The organism is Bacillus testis (genome assembly GCF_001243895.1).
In the GTDB taxonomy this organism is placed as follows: Bacteria; Bacillota; Bacilli; order Bacillales; family DSM-1321; genus Bacillus_AD; species Bacillus_AD testis.
Genome location: NZ_LN851186.1, coordinates 215,316 through 233,642 on the forward strand (window position 1 = coordinate 215,316; position 18,327 = coordinate 233,642).

Annotated in this window: 20 protein-coding genes, 1 rRNA gene and 1 pseudogene; 20 read left to right on the top strand and 2 right to left on the bottom strand. The window is 42.4% G+C overall.

What is annotated here, in order from left to right; genetic code table 11:
• Positions 1–170 precede the first annotated feature (170 nt).
• Positions 171–286 (top strand): 5S ribosomal RNA (gene rrf / locus BN1765_RS01520).
• Between the two features lie 109 nt (positions 287–395).
• Here the strand turns inward: rrf and BN1765_RS01525 are convergent.
• On the bottom strand, positions 396–593 hold the full coding sequence (locus tag BN1765_RS01525; protein ID WP_315969822.1) for a sigma factor G inhibitor Gin: 198 nt from the start codon (positions 591–593) through the stop codon (positions 396–398).
• Positions 594–770: 177 nt separating this feature from the next.
• Here BN1765_RS01525 and BN1765_RS01530 point away from each other — a divergent pair, with 177 nt between their 5' ends.
• The 10 genes from BN1765_RS01530 (at position 771) to rsmI (ending at position 8,035) form a co-directional block, all read left to right on the top strand.
• Positions 771–2,216: an aminotransferase class I/II-fold pyridoxal phosphate-dependent enzyme gene (locus BN1765_RS01530; protein WP_050613548.1), complete on the top strand. Its 1,446-nt coding sequence runs from the start codon at positions 771–773 to the stop codon at positions 2,214–2,216.
• Positions 2,217–2,249: 33 nt separating this feature from the next.
• The gene (gene tmk / locus BN1765_RS01535) at positions 2,250–2,891 is read left to right on the top strand and encodes a dTMP kinase (protein ID WP_050613549.1); all 642 of its coding nucleotides are present in this window, start codon (positions 2,250–2,252) and stop codon (positions 2,889–2,891) included.
• Positions 2,892–2,985: 94 nt separating this feature from the next.
• Positions 2,986–3,315 (top strand): cyclic-di-AMP receptor, encoded by a 330-nt coding sequence (locus tag BN1765_RS01540; RefSeq protein ID WP_050613550.1) that lies wholly within the window; start codon positions 2,986–2,988, stop codon positions 3,313–3,315.
• A gap of 20 nt (positions 3,316–3,335) precedes the next feature.
• Positions 3,336–3,776 (top strand): YaaR family protein, encoded by a 441-nt coding sequence (locus tag BN1765_RS01545; RefSeq protein ID WP_050613551.1) that lies wholly within the window; start codon positions 3,336–3,338, stop codon positions 3,774–3,776.
• 19 nt (positions 3,777–3,795) lie between these two features.
• A complete protein-coding gene (holB, locus tag BN1765_RS01550) occupies positions 3,796–4,803 on the top strand; it encodes a DNA polymerase III subunit delta' (RefSeq protein WP_050613552.1) in 1,008 nt (335 codons plus the stop codon).
• Entirely contained in the window at positions 4,796–5,626 is an 831-nt protein-coding gene (locus BN1765_RS01555) for a competence/sporulation regulator complex protein RicT (RefSeq protein WP_050613553.1), read from the top strand. Before holB ends, BN1765_RS01555 begins: the two co-directional genes overlap by 8 nt.
• A 14-nt stretch (positions 5,627–5,640) precedes the next feature.
• Positions 5,641–6,012 (top strand): DNA replication initiation control protein YabA, encoded by a 372-nt coding sequence (yabA, locus tag BN1765_RS01560; protein WP_050613554.1) that lies wholly within the window; start codon positions 5,641–5,643, stop codon positions 6,010–6,012.
• 130 nt (positions 6,013–6,142) lie between these two features.
• Complete coding sequence (locus BN1765_RS01565; protein WP_050613555.1) at positions 6,143–6,880, top strand: tRNA1(Val) (adenine(37)-N6)-methyltransferase; 738 nt, start codon at positions 6,143–6,145, stop codon at positions 6,878–6,880.
• On the top strand, positions 6,870–7,136 hold the full coding sequence (locus BN1765_RS01570) for a GIY-YIG nuclease family protein (protein WP_050613556.1): 267 nt from the start codon (positions 6,870–6,872) through the stop codon (positions 7,134–7,136). The genes BN1765_RS01565 and BN1765_RS01570 overlap by 11 nt, the downstream gene beginning before the upstream one ends.
• Positions 7,137–7,159: 23 nt before the next feature.
• Entirely contained in the window at positions 7,160–8,035 is an 876-nt protein-coding gene (rsmI, locus tag BN1765_RS01575; protein WP_050613557.1) for a 16S rRNA (cytidine(1402)-2'-O)-methyltransferase, read from the top strand.
• Positions 8,036–8,087: 52 nt separating this feature from the next.
• Here rsmI and BN1765_RS01580 read toward each other — a convergent pair whose 3' ends face one another.
• A complete protein-coding gene (locus BN1765_RS01580) occupies positions 8,088–8,372 on the bottom strand; it encodes an AbrB/MazE/SpoVT family DNA-binding domain-containing protein (protein WP_050613558.1) in 285 nt (94 codons plus the stop codon).
• Positions 8,373–9,002: 630 nt separating this feature from the next.
• On the opposite strand from BN1765_RS01580, the pseudogene metG reads away from it, so the two are divergent.
• The 9 genes and pseudogenes from metG to ispE all read left to right on the top strand — a co-directional run.
• Positions 9,003–10,967 (top strand): annotated as a pseudogene (metG, locus tag BN1765_RS01585) (methionine--tRNA ligase); the annotation flags it as partial.
• 279 nt (positions 10,968–11,246) lie between these two features.
• Positions 11,247–12,014 carry a TatD family hydrolase gene (locus BN1765_RS01590; RefSeq protein ID WP_050613560.1) on the top strand — a complete coding sequence of 256 codons (768 nt, stop codon included), beginning with the start codon at positions 11,247–11,249 and terminating at the stop codon, positions 12,012–12,014.
• A 228-nt stretch (positions 12,015–12,242) separates the two neighbouring features.
• On the top strand, positions 12,243–13,460 hold the full coding sequence (locus BN1765_RS01595; protein ID WP_230199556.1) for a G5 and 3D domain-containing protein: 1,218 nt from the start codon (positions 12,243–12,245) through the stop codon (positions 13,458–13,460).
• A 117-nt stretch (positions 13,461–13,577) separates the two neighbouring features.
• Positions 13,578–14,138 carry a ribonuclease M5 gene (gene rnmV, locus BN1765_RS01600; RefSeq protein WP_050613561.1) on the top strand — a complete coding sequence of 187 codons (561 nt, stop codon included), beginning with the start codon at positions 13,578–13,580 and terminating at the stop codon, positions 14,136–14,138.
• A complete protein-coding gene (gene rsmA / locus BN1765_RS01605; protein ID WP_050613562.1) occupies positions 14,131–15,015 on the top strand; it encodes a 16S rRNA (adenine(1518)-N(6)/adenine(1519)-N(6))-dimethyltransferase RsmA in 885 nt (294 codons plus the stop codon). Before rnmV ends, rsmA begins: the two co-directional genes overlap by 8 nt.
• A 270-nt stretch (positions 15,016–15,285) precedes the next feature.
• On the top strand, positions 15,286–16,170 hold the full coding sequence (gene yabG, locus BN1765_RS01610; RefSeq protein WP_050613563.1) for a sporulation peptidase YabG: 885 nt from the start codon (positions 15,286–15,288) through the stop codon (positions 16,168–16,170).
• Between the two features lie 205 nt (positions 16,171–16,375).
• Positions 16,376–16,639, top strand: a complete 264-nt coding sequence (veg, locus tag BN1765_RS01615) for a biofilm formation stimulator Veg (RefSeq protein ID WP_050613564.1) — start codon at positions 16,376–16,378, stop codon at positions 16,637–16,639.
• Between the two features lie 107 nt (positions 16,640–16,746).
• Entirely contained in the window at positions 16,747–16,920 is a 174-nt protein-coding gene (locus tag BN1765_RS01620; protein ID WP_050613565.1) for a small, acid-soluble spore protein, alpha/beta type, read from the top strand.
• A 482-nt stretch (positions 16,921–17,402) separates the two neighbouring features.
• Positions 17,403–18,272, top strand: a complete 870-nt coding sequence (ispE, locus tag BN1765_RS01625) for a 4-(cytidine 5'-diphospho)-2-C-methyl-D-erythritol kinase (RefSeq protein WP_050613566.1) — start codon at positions 17,403–17,405, stop codon at positions 18,270–18,272.
• Positions 18,273–18,327 lie beyond the last annotated feature (55 nt).

Genomic DNA, 18,327 nt, shown 5'->3' on the forward strand with positions numbered 1-18,327 from the left:
GCTTTGACGGCGTTGGAGGGTTGACACTACAAATCCCGATTTTGGATTTGAAGTGGCGAACCGAAACGACCGAAAAGCTAGGAGCCGTAGCTGGATTACGTGTTTGAATAAAAATCTTACTCCTTCCGTTATCTAGTTTTGAAGGAATAAACCTTTTAAAAAAATACATGTCTGGTAATGATGGCGAAGAGGCCACACCCGTTCCCATTCCGAACACGGAAGTTAAGCTCTTCAGCGCCGATGGTAGTTGGGGGTTTCCCCCTGCGAGAGTAGGACGTTGCCAGGCAAACGAAAGATCAGCCGAGTGCTGGTCTTTTTTTATGCAGTAAAAAAGGGGGATTGGGCAAAATAAAAAATGCCTTGTGCTTTTGAAGGCATTTTGTGAAGAAGGAGGACTATAAAAAACTTTGAGGAAGTGTGATCATCTTTAATTTATCCAAGTAGTAATGATAAATGGGATCTGAGGTTTCTGTCTGAAGAATACCCGTTTCACATTCTTGGCAAATGAATGAAGTATAAAGGAAAATCCCTTGTTTTTTCTCTTCTTCGCATATGATGCAGGACTGAAACATGCTCTCACTGTTTTTCATCATGACACCTCCATAAATCCATTCTGTCCACTTTGACAAAACACATACATATTTCTGAATAATAAGTTTCAACAGGTTTTCTAAGTATATGTAAGAAGAAAGATTTTCGTGTATGTCTACAAAGAACTTATATTTGCTAAACTGTGGATACAGACGAAATGAAAAGGATGATCAAGGTAAATGAAGCAAGAACATACACCCTTATATGACGCTCTAAAAAGGTTCGCGGACGAGAAACCCGTCTCTTTCCACGTGCCAGGCCATAAGAACGGACAGGTTTTTTTAGATAAAGGAAATGATTATTTCGGACAGATATTAAAGCTAGACGGCACTGAGTTGGAAGGCCTTGATGATTTACATGAACCGGAAGGCGTGATTAAAGAAGCCGAGGAGCTGTTGTCTGCTCTCTACGATTCACAGCAAAGCTTCTTTTTGGTGAATGGCTCGACTGTGGGAAACTTGGCGATGGTACTTGGAACCTGTAAAGCGGGAGATACAGTACTTGTTCAAAGGAATTGCCATAAGTCCATTATGAACGCGCTTGAATTGGCGAGAGTGAAGCCTGTATTCCTATCGCCCCGCTACAATGACGAGTGGGGGACGGCTGAAGAGGTAGAGTTCACAACCGTACAATCTGCCTTAGACACCTATGTGGATGCAAAGGCATTGATTCTAACTTATCCGACGTATTATGGGATCGGGGAGGACTTGACTGAAACGATTCACCTTGCGCATGAACATGGTGTCCAAGTGTTGGTTGATGAGGCACATGGTGCACATTTTATTGCAGGTGAGCCGTTTATGAAAAGCAGTTTAGCGATGGGAGCAGATTATGTGGTGCAGTCAGCGCATAAAACATTGCCGGCCATGACAATGGGGTCTTATCTGCATATTGGCCAAAATTGCCGCTTCCCCCACAATATAAAGGAATATCTTCAGATTCTGCAAAGCAGCAGCCCATCTTATCCAATCATGGCATCACTGGACCTTGCACGTTCGTTTCTCGGGACGCTCACTAAAGAGGACTTGGATTATACAAAATCATGTATAGAGGCATTCAAAAAAGAACTTAGCGCATTGGAAGGAATAAAATTGCTCCAACCGGCACGAGGCAGCGCTGATTTGTTAAAGGCAGTCCTTCAAAGTGATGGGACCTATAGTGGTTTCACATTGCAAGAAGAGCTTAGAAAAGAACATATTTATACGGAATTGGCGGATATCCGCAATGTGTTGCTTGTATTGCCGATTTTAAAAGCAGGACAGGATTACCCATTTGAGCAGATGGTCTTGGCCTGCAAAAAGGCTGTGCGAAGATCGAAAACGCAAGAATCCATCCAATCTGGAAAAGTAATAGTAGATGAAGATGCCAAAGTGTCAACATTGGCACTTACCTATGATGAAATGGCGTCACGCAAGGAGCGCAGTTTGCCGTTTGCAGAAAGTGCCGGATTCATCGCTGCCGAAACGATTATTCCTTATCCTCCCGGCATTCCTTTCATTATAAAAGGGGAAAGGCTTTCGGAGAGCAAATTAAAGCAGCTGCAGGAATTGGTCGAGGCAGGGACCCATTTCCACGGTTTTAAGGATGAAGCCCAAAAAAAGATAGCAGTATATGATAAAATATAAGGTAACGATTGTAGACATAATGGAGGAAAACAGATGGAGCGCGGAATTTTTATAAGTGCAGAAGGGCCGGATGGTGCAGGGAAAACGACCATTCTTTCTTTGTTGCACAAACAGTTGTTGAATGAAGGGAAAAAAGTTTTGCTTACCAGAGAGCCGGGCGGGATTTCGATTGCCGAGCAGATCCGTGAGATATTGCTGAACAATAACAATACGGAAATGGATGAGCGGACGGAAGCCCTGCTATATGCGGCGGCCAGAAGACAGCATCTTGTAGAAAAAGTTGTGCCTGCTCTGCAAGAAGGCTATATAGTATTATGCGACCGCTTTGTAGACAGCTCTTTGGCGTACCAAGGGTATGCAAGAGGGTTAGGAATGGAAGCTGTCTTTCAAATAAATCAATTTGCCATCGATGATACCATGCCGGATTGCACATTGTATTTTGATATCACTTCACAGGAAGGCTTAAAGCGTATTGAAGCGAACAGTGACAGGGAAGTGAATCGCTTGGATGCCGAGGATTTGGCTTTTCACCAAAAAGTTCGGGAGGGTTATTTACAGCTGGTGAAAAAGTTCCCAGACCGAATCAAAGTGATTGATGCATCCCTTGATATAGAAAACGTATTGGCGAAAGCGTATGAAGTAGTGCAGAAGGCATGTGAGCAATTGAAGGACTGACAAGTATAATTAAGGAAAAACAAGAAAAATTTTTCAAGTGTTGCTATAATATAGAGAAAAGATTCAATGGATGAATATGAGGAGGAACAGGGCCATGAAGATGATCATTGCAGTAGTACAGGATAAGGACAGCAATCGGCTGTCATCAGCTTTAGTAGAGCATAATTTTCGGGCAACGAAACTGGCAACAACAGGCGGATTCCTTAAATCAGGCAATACTACATTCATGATTGGTACAGAAGAAATCCGGGTGAATAAAGCCTTACAGGTGATTAAAGACAGCTGCCAATCGAGAGAACAATTTGTTGCGCCGATTTCGCCCATGGGCGGCAATGCAGATTCTTATGTCCCCTATCCGGTAGAAGTCCAGGTTGGCGGAGCGACCGTATTTGTGCTGCCAGTCGAGCAGTTCCATCAATTCTAACTTAAAAAAGAGGGTTTGGGATGAAAATAAATCAGGACCTTCCTGTTAAAATGGATAAGATCTCAAAAGAACCTAAACCGGCTAGCCAGGGAAGTGTAGCTTTCTCTGGGGTTATCCAAAAACAGGATCAAAAGCTGCAAATGAATAGTTTAAATCAATTGCTTTCTGATATTGAAGGAGCAGGCGATCGTTTAAGCCGTTCGCGGACATTTAAGGATTTGGCCAAATATAAAAGCCTAGTTAAGAAGTTTATAAAGGAAGCTGTCGATTACGGGATGGGCCTGAAACAATCGCAAAGCTGGAACCAATACGGCCAAAGCCGCCCATTGAAGACGGTACAGACCATTGATGAAAAATTGGTCCAGTTAACGGAGGATGTAATGGGCCAAGAGAAGGATTCTCTCACTATATTAAGCCAAATCGGTGAAATCAAAGGATTATTGATTAATTTATATACGTAAGGTAGTGATTGCTATATATATGATAAACACATGGAGTGAGCTTACGGATATACAGCCACTAGTCTCCCGCATGCTTCAGAATAGTATCTCAAAGAATAGGCTTGCCCATGCGTATCTATTTGAGGGAGAAAAAGCGACAGGCAAGAAAGACAGCGCGTCTTTATTGGCAAGAAGCTTATTCTGTGAACACCGGGATGAAAGCATGCAGCCTTGCAATGAATGCACGAACTGCCGCAGGATTGTAAGTGGCAATCATCCCGATGTCCATATAATTGAACCGGATGGACTTTCTATCAAAAAGGAGCAAATCCAATATTTGCAGGATGAATTCACAAAGAAAGCGGTAGAATCAAACCGGAAGTTCTACGTGATCACCCATGCAGAAAAAATGACGGTGCAGGCAGCCAACAGCTTGTTAAAATTCCTTGAAGAGCCTTTGGCAGATACGGTTGCCATACTGATTACAGAACAACCGCAACGCATCCTTCCGACTATTCTGTCCCGCTGCCAAGTCATTACCTTTCAGCCGCTTCCAACCCATCTGGTTCTGAAAAAACTCATAGATGAAGGAGCAGACCCTCAGAGTGCACAAATTGCCTCCCTATTAACTAACAGTTTTGAAGAAGCGAAGCAAATATGTTTGGATGATTGGTTTGCACAAGCTCAAAGAAAAGTGGTAAAATTATATGAAGCACTGAACCAGGATTACTTAAAGGCTTTAATCGATTTACAGGAAGAATGGTTTGGCTTTTTTAAAGATAAAGATCAGGTTGACCGTGGGTTAGACTTATTACTTCTTATCTATAAAGATTTACTATATATACAGTTAGACAACAAGGATGCTGTCGTATTCAAGTCTAAGCAATCTGAATTAGAAAGATATGCCCTTCAGAGCCAACAAAGAAAGGTTGCCGAGCATATGGAAGCAATCTTGGAGGCTAAAAGGAGACTCATGTCTAATACAAATCCACAACTAGTTATGGAGCAACTAGTGTTGAATTTGCAGGAGGGATCATCCTTTGTTTGATGTAGTAGGAGTCCGCTTCAAAAAAGCGGGTAAAATATACTACTTCGATCCAGGCGATTTCGAAATTCCAAAAGATGAGTTCGTGATTGTCGAGACAGCACGTGGAGTAGAATTTGGAAGAGTAGTCATTGCCCGGAAACAAGTAGAAGAACATGACGTTGTATTGCCATTGAAAAAAGTTCTGCGTATTGCCGATTCAAAAGACAGGCTGATTGTTGAAGAGAATAAGAAAGCTGCAGCAGAAGCTTATGAAGTGTGCGGTCAAAAGGTCGAAGAACACGAGCTTGACATGAAATTAATAGATGTCGAATATACCTTTGATCGAAATAAAGTCATTTTTTATTTTACGGCAGATGGCCGGGTGGACTTCAGGGAATTGGTTAAAGATTTAGCCGCTATTTTTCGGACGCGCATTGAACTTCGCCAGATCGGTGTCCGGGATGAAGCAAAGATGCTTGGCGGGATTGGCCCTTGTGGCAGAATGCTTTGCTGTTCTACGTACCTGGGTGATTTTGAGCCGGTTTCCATTAAGATGGCCAAGGACCAGAACTTATCTTTGAATCCTACAAAAATTTCAGGATTATGCGGCCGATTGATGTGCTGCCTAAAATATGAAAATGATGAATACGAAACTGCAAAAGAACAGCTTCCTGATCTTGGAGAAATGATAAAAACTCCGAACGGAACAGGCAAGGTAGTGGGGCTTAATATTCTAGAAAGAGTACTTCAAGTGGAACTTTCAGAGCCGGGGAAAGTGGTCGAGTTCACTTTGGAAGAAATTCTAAATGAGGGAGCCGTTTCTATTCAAGCCACAGATTATTAAGGTGGTGAGCGCACATGGATAAGAAAGAAATATTTGATTCTGTCAGCAGCATGGAGGCTCAAATCGGACAATTATATAAGCAACTCGGTGAATTAAAAGACCATGTTGCTGAGATTCTGGAAGAAAACAATATGTTGATGGTAGAGAATGAACATCTCAGACGTCGCCTAGATCAGCATATAGCCAATAAGAAGCCGGAAAAAGCCCTAAAGAAAAGAAAGACACAACATGAATCAAAGGAAGATAAAGGCTTCGATATAGGAGAGGGTTACGATAATCTTGCCCGCCTATACCAGGAAGGATTCCATATTTGCAATTTGCATTTTGGCAGCCCTCGTAAGGAAGGCGATTGCCTCTTCTGCCTCTCTTTCTTGAATAAAAAATAAGAAGCCTTCCCTTTAAACGGGAGGTTTTTTTATAGGATAAAAAAGAGATAATAGACCCTAAAAGCCAACTACTGCCGGCAGATGATAGGGTTCCATTGATGAAACTGAAAGATTGAGGTGCAAAAACTACGTGTTATTACAAGGTGATGAACGATTAGATTATCTATTGGCAGAGGATCTGCGGATTATCCAAAGCCCATCTGTTTTTTCCTTTTCCCTTGATGCCATCCTATTGGGACGGTTCGTATCGGTGCCGATTGTGAAAGGGAAATTAGTCGATTTATGCTCTGGAAACGGCGTGATCCCTTTGCTCCTAAGCACGAGAACGCGCGGAGAGATCATCGGGGTTGAAATCCAGGAAAGGCTATATGATATGGCAGTCCGAAGCATTGGATACAATAAACTTGAAGAACAGCTTACTATGATTCATGGCGATTTAAAGGAGATTGTTAAAGAAATCGGCCATAGTAAATATGATGTGGTCACATGCAACCCGCCTTATTTTCCAACCCCCAAGGCAGACGAGCATAATAAGAATCACCACTATGCAATTGCCCGTCATGAAATTATGTGCAATCTGGAGGATGTGGTCAAAGCCAGTTCCCAATTGTTGAAGCAGGGAGGAAAAGCGGCATTCGTCCACCGGCCAGGACGCCTGATGGACATCCTCACACTGATGAGACAATATCGTCTTGAGCCCAAAAGGCTTCAATTTGTGTATCCAAGTGAAAGAAAAGAAGCGAATACCATTCTGATTGAGGGCATCAAGGATGGCAGTCCCGATTTGAAAATACTGCCGCCTTTCATTGTGTACGGAAAAGATAGAGAATACAGTGAAGAAGCAAGGAAAATCCTTTATGGAGAATGAGCATGTCATGTATGTGCTGTTGTGTAGCGACGGCACCTATTATACCGGCTATACAAACCGCCTCGAGCATCGAATCCGCATGCATAATGAAGAAAAAGGCGCAAAGTACACAAGGGGAAGAACGCCTGTTTCGCTAGTCTATCAGGTATCTTATCCAACAAAAGAAGAAGCCATGAAAGCTGAATATCAGTTTAAACAATTACCACGCACACAAAAAGAAACCATTATCAAACAAGGTAAACGGGAACAGGAATAATGATCGAGGAGGAGAGTCATCCTATGCACCAACAGAGAAGCTTTGCCCTTGAAGGCCATGAAAGCGTACTTTACCTAGTGCCTACCCCTATAGGGAACCTGGAAGACATGACCTATAGAGCCATCCGTATATTAAAAGAAGCGGATGTTATAGCAGCGGAGGATACCCGCAATACAAAAAAACTGTGCAATTACTTTGAAATTGATACGCCCATTATCAGCTATCATGAACATAACAAGGAGTACAGCGGCAGACATGTCATTGAGCGGATATTGGATGGCCAAACGGTCGCGCTGGTAAGCGACGCCGGCATGCCGGCCATTTCTGACCCGGGATTTGAATTAGTAAGGGACGCATTAGAGCAAGGAATTACTGTGATTCCGCTTCCTGGCGCCAATGCCGCTTTGACAGCATTAATTGCATCTGGCATCCAGACACAGCCTTTTTATTTTTACGGGTTCCTGGACAGAAACGCCAAGAATAAGAAAAAGCAGCTTGAGAAGCTTAAACGGATGGATGCAACGGTTATTCTGTATGAATCGCCGCATCGATTGAAAGATACACTTGCTGCCATTCAAACGATTGTGGGGAATCGCCGCATTGTCCTTTGCCGGGAATTGACTAAGAAATTTGAGGAGTTTATTCGCGGATCAGTAGACGAAATAGTGGCTTGGTCACAGCAAAATGAGATACGCGGGGAGTTTTGTTTGATTATGGAAGGCGCTTCAGAGGAAGAAATGCCGAACGAGAAACCATGGTGGGAAGAATTGAACTTGGTTGAGCATGTGAATGCCTATATGCAGGATAAGGGATTGTCTAATAAAGAGGCCATAAAGGAAACGGCTAAAGACCGGGGCTTGCAAAAACGCAATGTGTATCATGCTTATCACATTGAATAATATTTCACAAAAAAAGAAACAGGTGACTAAGGTTCCTGTTTCTTTTTTATGCTTATTTAGATGTTTCCAAATGCTCTTGGATTTCTTTAAGAAGTTGCTCAGCGCCTTCTTTGCTCAAGATCAATTTGCCATCTGCCAATGTCATGTTATTATCTGATACTTCACCAGTAATCTGACATGTCATATTAGGTTTGTATTTTTTAAGGATGATGCGCTCGTCGTCTACGTAGATTTCAAGAGCGTCCTTTTCTGCAATTCCTAAAGTACGGCGAAGTTCGATAGGAATAACAACGCGGCCTAATTCATCAACTTTACGAACGATACCTGTAGATTTCATTATGTAACTGCTCCTCTCAATAGATTGGATTGAAAAATATAATTTTCGTCAATATTCGACAAAATTTTTGTAATAAATTAATAATACCAGCCATTCCCATATCCGTCAATCTTTTTGTTTTAATCCTTTAAATTTAAATAATTCCTTTAATAACAAGGTTTTACAAGTTAATTGCATTATATAGTTACGATCTGGAAACACAGCAATGAAGGATAGAATAAGTGTGGATGGTATAGTATTCGACGGCATTCGACAAACATCTGTAGAAATAATGGAGAATCACAGGATTGAAGAGATAGGAAAATAAAGAAAATAAGGTTATATTTTCTAATTATACTCTCTATTGAATATTCTTGCAAAAATAGAGACTTACCCATGGCCTAAAAAACGTTTATTTATATGCTAAGCCTTGTGAAATCATGTACCATGAACGTATAACTTCAGTGGTTTCAAGGCAATGCTTACAGTATAATAAGTTAGCTGCTTCCCGATAGCAGGAAAGAATCTTTTCAGATGAATTCGCACATTTTCTTGATATAATGTAAGTACGTATTCAAACATTTGGAACGAAAAAGGAAAGCAATCATGCAGTGGGTGGCAATCTATCCATAGAAGTATGAAGAGGAGGAACCTATGAAAGATCAAAACACTTTTTATATCACGACACCGATCTATTATCCAAGCGGCAATCTACATATTGGGCATGCATACACAACTGTTGCCGGTGATGCAATGGCACGCTATAAGCGCATGAGAGGTTTCGATGTCATGTATTTGACAGGAACGGATGAGCATGGCCAAAAAATTCAGCGCAAGGCAGCTGAAGATGGTGTGACGCCTCAACAATATGTAGACCATATCGTATCCGGAATCAAAGACTTATGGAGCAAGCTTGACATTTCCTATGATGATTTTATTCGGACCACTCAGCCCCGCCATAAAGAAATCGTTGAGAAAATCTTTGCGCGGCTGCTGGAGCAGGGGGATATTTACCTGGATGAATATGAAGGCTGGTACTGTACGCCATGTGAATCTTTCTTTACAGACCGCCAAGTGGAAGACGGAAATTGTCCAGATTGCGGCCGTCCGGTCGAGAAAGTGAAAGAAGAATCTTACTTCTTTAAAATGAGCAAGTATGTAGACCGCTTATTAAAGTTCTACGAAGAAAACCCGGATTTCATCCAACCGGAATCACGTAAAAATGAAATGATCAATAATTTCATTAAACCAGGATTGGAAGACTTGGCTGTTTCCCGCACAACATTCGATTGGGGCATTCAGGTTCCCGGCAATCCTAAGCATGTAATCTATGTATGGATTGATGCTTTGTCTAACTATATTACAGCTCTTGGCTATGGCACTGACCATGATGAAAAATACCAAAAATACTGGCCGGCAGATGTCCATCTAGTAGGGAAGGAAATCGTCCGCTTCCATACGATTTATTGGCCGATCATGCTGATGGCGCTTGACTTGCCGCTTCCTAAAAAGGTATTTGCCCATGGCTGGCTATTGATGAAGGACGGAAAAATGTCCAAGTCTAAAGGAAATGTAGTGGATCCTGTTACCCTGATCGATCGTTATGGCTTGGATTCACTTCGCTATTATCTGCTTCGCGAAGTTCCTTTCGGCTCTGACGGAGTATTCACGCCTGAAGGGTTCGTGGAAAGAATCAACTTTGACTTGGCCAATGATTTAGGGAACCTATTGAATCGGACAGTAGCGATGATCCAAAAATACTTTGGCGGACAAATTCCAGCTTATAAAAAATCAGCAAACGAATTTGAACAACAGTTGCTACAAGTAAGCAAAGATACAGTCCTAAAATATGAAGAAGCGATGGAGCATATGGAATTCTCAGTGGCTCTATCAACTATTTGGCAGCTAGTGAGCCGCACAAATAAGTTTATTGATGAAACACAACCATGGATTTTGGCAAAAGAAGAGAAAACGGAAGAGCTAGCGAGCGTAATGGCCCACTTAGCAGAGTCGTTAAGACAAACAGCCGTATTATTAAAACCATTCTTGACCCAGACGCCTGAAAAGATATTCCAACAATTGCAAATCAACGATGAACAATTAAAAACATGGGAAAGTTTATCACAATTCGGAATCATACCTGAAGGAACCACTGTCCAAAAAGGAGAGCCAATTTTCCCTAGACTTGATATGGAAGAAGAAGTAGCTTTCATTAAAGAGAAGATGCAAGGAAATGCCGCGCCTGCTGAAGAGAAAAAGCAAAAAGAGACTGCAGTGCAAGCTGAGGAAGTTGAAGAAATCACGATCGATGATTTCATGAAAGTCGATTTGCGTGTAGCAGAAGTGCTTGAAGCTGAGCCAGTTAAAAAAGCGGATAAACTGCTAAAACTCCAATTGGATCTAGGCTATGAAAAGCGCCAAGTGGTATCCGGGATTGCCCAACATTACAAGCCTGAAGAGTTAATAGGAAGAAAAGTGATTTGTGTAACCAACTTAAAACCTGTGAAACTAAGAGGAGAATTATCCCAAGGGATGATTCTGGCAGGAAGCCATGATGGAAAACTGGCATTGTCCACAGTAGCTGAATCACTGCCGAATGGCGCACGAGTAAAATAATGTGTAAATAAAGGAACGTTTCACGTGAAACGCTCCTTTATTTTTAGGGTGCCTTTTTCTTTCGCCAAATAATGTAGGTCAATAGAATCCATCTTTTCCTGAGAAATAAATAGAACAATAACCAGAATAGACGGATTTATTACAATAGAAGAAACTAGGTATTCTTTTTGACATATTACGTAATCTATTTGTCCTCTTTTTGTAATATAAATGTTACTTAAATGTGAGACATGAAATCTCTTTTCCATAATAAACTAATGCTAGAAAGGACGATTCAACATGCTTATAGACACACATGTACATTTGAATGCAGAACAATACAATGAAGATCTAGAAGAAGTGATTGAAAGAGCGCAAGCAGAAGGTGTCAAAACAATGGTGGTTGTCGGGTTCGATACAGAAACCATCACACGAGCAATTGAATTGGCAGAAAAATATCCCTTTTTGTATGCAAGCGTCGGCTGGCATCCTGTAGATGCAATTGACATGACAGATGAGGACCTAAAATGGCTCGAAGAATTGGCCAGCCACCCAAAGGTAGTGGCTTTAGGGGAAATGGGCTTGGATTATCACTGGGATAAATCACCGAAAGACATACAGAAGGAGGTCTTCCGTAAACAGATTGCGCTAGCTAAAAAAGTGAAGTTGCCGATCATCATCCACAACCGCGAGGCAACACAGGATGTTATGGACATCCTAAAAGAAGAAGGAGCCGAAGAAGTTGGCGGCATTATGCACTGCTTCAGCGGCAGCGAAGAAATCGCAAAAGAATGCATGAAAATGAATTTCTATATTTCATTCGGCGGTCCAGTCACGTTCAAAAATGCCAAAAATGTTAAAGAAGTAGCAGCCCAGATTCCATTAGACCGTTTGTTAGTGGAAACGGATTGCCCGTATCTTACGCCGCACCCATTCAGGGGAAAACGGAACGAACCGGCCTATGTTAAATTGGTTGCCGAAGAAATAGCCGCATTGAAAGATGTGCCTTTTGAAAAAATTGCAGAAATCACCACAGCCAATGCCAAGAAATTATTCGGCATAGATTGATAAAAAAAGCTGTCGAATGCCCATATTGTATGTCTTCTTTTCATGGAATGAACGGACATTCTACAGCTTTTTTTTCGAATGGGGGATGAAATTGTCGAGAAACTATTCTTTTCAAAAACGTACCAGCTATGCATAATAGTAAATACGTTTGGTGAGACAGCCTTATTTGACAGTATGTGAGGAAGTCTATATAATCACCGGAGAGAAAGGAGGTTTTTTGTCATCGTGATGAAAACCTTAAAAAATAGCGCAGCCAAAGTATTCAAACGAAGGAGCATGGCTGTATATATTACTAGTTTAATAGTCTTCTTGATTGCAACCGGAGTGCTATTATACCAAGGAACAAAAAAGACGGTCGCACTTGCGCTTGACGGTAAGGAACAGGTCGTCAAAACCCACGCTTCCACCATACAAGACCTCTTCGATGAACTCGATTTATCTGTAAACAAAAATGATTATATACATCCAGCGAGAACCACAAAAGTAAGCAATGAACTGCAGGTTACATGGAAGCCTGCAAAGGAAGTCACGATCAACCAGGATGGGGTCAAGAAAAAGATATGGACAACATCCAAAACGGTCGGAGACATGCTGAAAGAACAAAATATAGACATCAACGCTAACGACAAAATATCCCAAGCCGGATCAACCACTATTAAAGACAACATGGAAATAGCCATTAATAAAGCATTTATTCTACATGTGGTTGATGGGGGCGTAGCAAAAAAGGTGTGGTCAACTTCGACTACGGTCGCTGACTTTTTAAAGAAACAAGGGATTTCTTTACAGCCGTTAGACCGTGTTGAGCCATCATTATACGACTCTGTGAAAGAAGGCAGCGTCGTGAATGTTGTGAGAGTGAAAAAAGTCACCGATGTAGTGGAAGAACCAATTAATTATGATGTTGTTTCCCGAAAAGATCATTCTTTAGCCGAAGGAAACGAGAAAGTGATTTCGGAAGGGAAAGCAGGCTTGCTTTCACATGAGTATGAAGTAATAACGGAGAACGGCAAAGAAGTTAAGAGATCCTTAGTTGCAAAAAAGGTAGTCCAAGAAAAACAAGATAAAATAGTGGCTGTAGGTACAAAATCAGTAAGCGCGTCTGCCGAGCCTGTTTCCTTAACGGATCGCAAAAATGTAAATGCAGGGACGGGCGGCCGCGAAATAATTGTAAGCTCCACTGCTTATACGGCAGGGTGCAATGGCTGTTCGGGAACGACAGCGACAGGCTATGACCTGCGAAGCAATCCGAACGCCAAAATCATCGCTGTAGACCCAAGTGTCATTCCCCTGGGATCGAAAGTGTTCGTGGAAGGCTATGGCTATGCGATCGCTGCAGATACCGGAGGTGCCATACGCGGGAATAAAATCGATGTATTTTTCTCAAGCAAATCAAAGGCTTACCAATGGGGTAAACGTTCGGTAAAGATACGGATCATCAATTAACCGGGAAAGCAGGGGAGAAACCTCTGCTTTTTTTTGTTAAAGTAGAGAGTATCATGTAAAATGATTCTATATATTAGACGAAGCAACAGGAGAGAACGTTGCAAAACCGGAGGAATTATGAAAATAAAAGAAATGATAGTGGTTGAGGGAAAAGACGATACGACTGCGATTAAACGCGCTTTGGATGCCGATACCATCGAGACGAACGGTTCGGCAATCGGAGACGCTGTCATAGAGAAAATCCGCCTTGCACAAGAAAAGCGGGGGGTTATTATTTTTACCGACCCTGATTATCCGGGAGAAAGAATCCGGAAGATTGTATCTGAACAGGTCAGCGGCTGCAAGCATGCTTTTCTGCCAAAATCCGAAGCAAGACCGAAGAACGGCAAAGGGATCGGTGTAGAGCATGCTTCACCTGAAGCCATCCGCGAAGCGCTGAAAGGTGCGCAGACAGTCGACGAGGATTTTTCCGAAGTCATCTCGCCTGAAGACTTGATGATGTGCGGCTTGGTAGGCGGGGAAGGTGCGAAGGAAAGAAGAGAGAAACTGGGCATTAAACTACGGATTGGGTATGCTAACGGAAAGCAATTATACAATCGTTTAAATATGTTCCAAATCAGCAGAGAAGCCTTCATAAAGGCCGTTAACGAAATAAACCAGGAGGAAGACCATGCATAAAGACATTGCAACACCGATCCGTACGAAAATGATATTGGAGAAATACGGATTTTCATTCAAAAAAAGTTTAGGGCAAAATTTCCTGATTGATACAAATATCCTGCAGCGGATTATTGATTTTGCCGAACTCGATCCGGAAAGAAGCGGCGCTATTGAGATTGGCCCGGGAATCGGGGCTTTGACAGAACAGTTGGCAAAGAACAGCAAAAAGGTGGTCGCCTTCGAAATTGACCAACGGCTGCTGCCAATCCTAGAGGATACCTTATCGCCCTATCCCCATGTAAAGGTTATACATGAGGATGTTCTGAAAGCGAATGTAGCGCAGGTGATGGAGGAGGAATTCGCTGCTTTGGATGATGTCATGGTCGTAGCCAATCTTCCTTACTATGTGACAACGCCGATCATTATGAAGCTGTTGGAAGAAAAACTGCCGATCCGGGGAATCGTCTGCATGCTGCAGAAAGAAGTAGCCGATCGGATTGCGGCCAAGCCGGGAACAAAAGAATACGGGTCGCTTTCAATTGCCATCCAATATTACACGAAAGCTGAAACCGTCATGATTGTTCCGAAAACGGTCTTCATTCCCCAACCGAATGTCGATTCTGCTGTTATCCGGTTGACGAAACGGGAAAAGCCGTTAGTTGAGGTGAAAGACGAAGATTTCTTTTTCACTGTCACGCGCGCCAGCTTTGCCCAGCGCCGTAAGACCATCCAAAATAATTTGACGAGCGGATTGCCAAATGGGAAGGAAAAGAAAGATTTGCTGCTTTCTGCCTTGGAAAGAGCCGGCATCGATCCAAAGCGCCGGGGAGAAACATTATCCATCGAGGAATTCGGCCGGTTAAGCGACGAACTATACATGGATTTTAAAGCGTAAATAGGTGTGATAACGGCCTTTTATTAAAAAGGCCGTTTTTCTTTGGGCTCGCAGACTTGTTGCCCGGTTGAAAAGCGGATTTGTGAATGTCGGCTATAATCTCGCCTGTACTTTTAGACTAACAAGCGTACTGGCTAAAACCCGCAACTTTTCACGACGGGCCATTTTCGAAAACGACATCGCTTCTCACATCTTATTTGCTTTTCGCATACGTTAAACAAGAAGAAAATAGCGACGAAGGATTCTGCTTTGTCTCGAGGTGAAAAGAACATGGATATTGCTGTCCGTGATATTGTCGGGCGAAAGAAATATGGCTGTGATATTTTGTTCCGGGTGGTCCAAATAAAAGAACAGGCCGGCATAAAGATGGCTATTCTTTATGGGGAGGATGTTCGTTTGGTTGCTGATGCCCCTTTTGAGGATTTAGTGAAGGTTGGATCGCTGGAAAGGGAAAAATACCATAAACAGAACGAAAGCAGGGAAATGCGTTCTTTAACCTTGTTTTCTCAGGAAATGGAGCTATTGGAGCAGAAGAGGAAGTATGACATAAGTTCAGGTTATAGGCAACAGGGAGATTTCTTTCAAATGCCGGGCAGGGTCCTCCATTTGGACGGTGATCCATCCTATTTAAAAAAATGTATGGATGCCTATGAAAAAATAGGTGTACCGGTAACCGGCCTTTACTGCAATGAAAAAGAAATGCCTATACGGATTTCCTCTTTGCTCGATGCTTATCGTCCAGATATTTTGGTCATCACTGGCCATGATGCCTATACGAAGGCAAAGGGCAAAATTATGGATATCCAAGCATACCGCCATTCCTGGCATTTTATGCAAACGGTGAAGGAAGCACGGAAAAAAGTGCCGCAGCTTGACCAACTGGTTATTTTTGCGGGGGCTTGCCAATCGCATTTTGAATCGCTTATTTCAGCGGGCGCCAATTTTGCAAGTTCCCCTACAAGGGTGAATATACATGCCTTAGACCCCGCTTATATAGTGGCCAAAGTTTGTTTTACGCCTTTTAGTGAGCGCATCCATGTGTGGGATGCCATCCGTAATACGATAACTGGCGAAAAAGGAGTTGGAGGAGTCGACACCATGGGAGTCTTGAGAACAGGCATGCCTTTCCATCAGTTGGAGGAGGATCAAATATGAATGGCACTTCTATACAAGGAGTGCTTTCTTTTTGATCGGCCACATAGTTTTGGGGATAAGTGGAGATGATAAAAAATGTCATATAAAAAGATTTTATTCGCAAAAACCATTGACAAACAAAATTACATATTGATATAATTTTATATTTTGTTTGACGGTTTGTCCCGATATGTGATATACTACACTTAGTGAGGTGGACCGAAAAATGCCAAAAACTTTAGCTGATATTAAACATGCCCTTGATTCCAACCTAGGAAAAAGGCTCCTTTTAAAAGCGAACGGTGGTAGAAGAAAAACGGTAGAGCGTCTAGGGACACTAGCAGAAACTTATCCGTCTGTTTTCGTCATTGAGCTTGACCAAGATGAGAACGCATTCGAAAGAGTCTCCTACAGCTATGCAGATGTGCTTACAGAAACTGTACAATTAACCTTTTTTGACGAAGCAGCAGGAAAGGTAGCTTTAAACTGACAGTAAACCTTGGGTTTACTGTTTTTTTGCCTTATAAAAGCATTCATAGTTCCGGGGGCTTTGCTTATACTAATACTGTTTCAGTATGAAAAAGGAGATGTTTGCTTTTGGGTAGAAGAGGCATCATGTCAGATCAGCTTAAGACAGAAATCGCTAAAGAACTTGGTTTTTATGATGTTGTCCAAAAGGAAGGCTGGGGCGGAATTAAATCGAGGGATGCCGGAAACATGGTCAAACGGGCGATTGAAATGGCCCAGCAACAACTGGCGAACAAGAATTAATACAAAGCCGTATCCATGTAAAAACAAATACACCAATCATACTGTAAACGGAGCCAAAGCAAACGCTTTGGCTCTTTGTGTTGCATGCTTGGGGAGTTACGGCAAAAGCAAGGCAAGCCTACCCGCGTTGAATATCGGATAGGCAAATGGCGTCAGCTTCTTTACGGATGGGGTCATATAGGGTTAAAAATAGCTTGGAAATGGTAATAACTAATAACGGAAATGAACGGAACGAAAAGGAAAATGGGTTTTATCCCATTCTAATTGGCGTTAAGGGCCCCATGTCAACTGATTAAAACGAAGAAGTGTAAGTTGAGACCGAGCGACCGTAAGAATCCGATTGGTGGGGGATGAATAAAAACTCCAACGATCAAAGTTTCACTTTATAAAGCAGCCCCGCTTTAAAAAACACCACTTTTAAAAGGTAGATATGGTAAAATAGGACAAGAACTTTTTAAGAACGTAAAGTAGGTGGATCGTAAGTGAAGGTAATGGAAAAGGCACCGGCTAAAATTAACTTAGCTCTAGACGTCCTCTATAAGCGGCCAGATCAATTCCATGAAGTAGAGATGATCATGACAACGGTAGATCTTGCTGACCGTATAGAGCTGGAGGAATTTAAGCATAATCAAATCAAAATCTTCTCCCATAATCGTTACGTTCCGGATGATGACCGGAATTTGGCCTATCAGGCAGCTTTGCTGCTTAAGAAGACATTTGGTATCCAACAGGGTGTCGGTATCAAAATAGAAAAGAATATTCCTGTTGCTGCGGGGCTTGCCGGAGGAAGCAGCGATGCGGCAGCCACGTTAAGAGGATTAAATAGACTATGGAAATTAAACCTCAGCCTCGATGAATTAGCTGAGCTGGGTTCAAAAATAGGATCGGATGTCTCTTTTTGTGTCTATGGAGGTACAGCATTGGCGACTGGAAGAGGAGAAAAGATAAAGCATCTTCCAAGCCCGCCTAAATGCTGGGTGGTATTGGCAAAGCCTGTGATGGGCGTTTCGACGGCGGATGTATACAAGCGTTTGGATCTTCAAAAGGTAGAGCATCCCAATGTGGAAAAGATGATCCAGGCAATTGAGAATCAGGATTACCGGCAGGTTTGTGCAAACGTAGGAAACGTACTGGAAAGCGTCACGTTGCCGATGTATCCCGAAGTTTCACATATCAAAAGCCAGATGGAGCGATTCGGAGCCGATGCGGTCCTGATGAGCGGCAGTGGACCGACAGTTTTCGGGCTGGTTGAGTATGATTCCCGCCTTCATCGGGTTTATAACGGTTTAAGAGGTTTTTGTGAGCAAGTCCATGCGGTCCGTTTGCTCGGTGAGCAGGCTGGACTTGAATAAACACGTATATTAAAGTACTATAATAATAATAATATTCGGAAACTAGGAGGAGTGG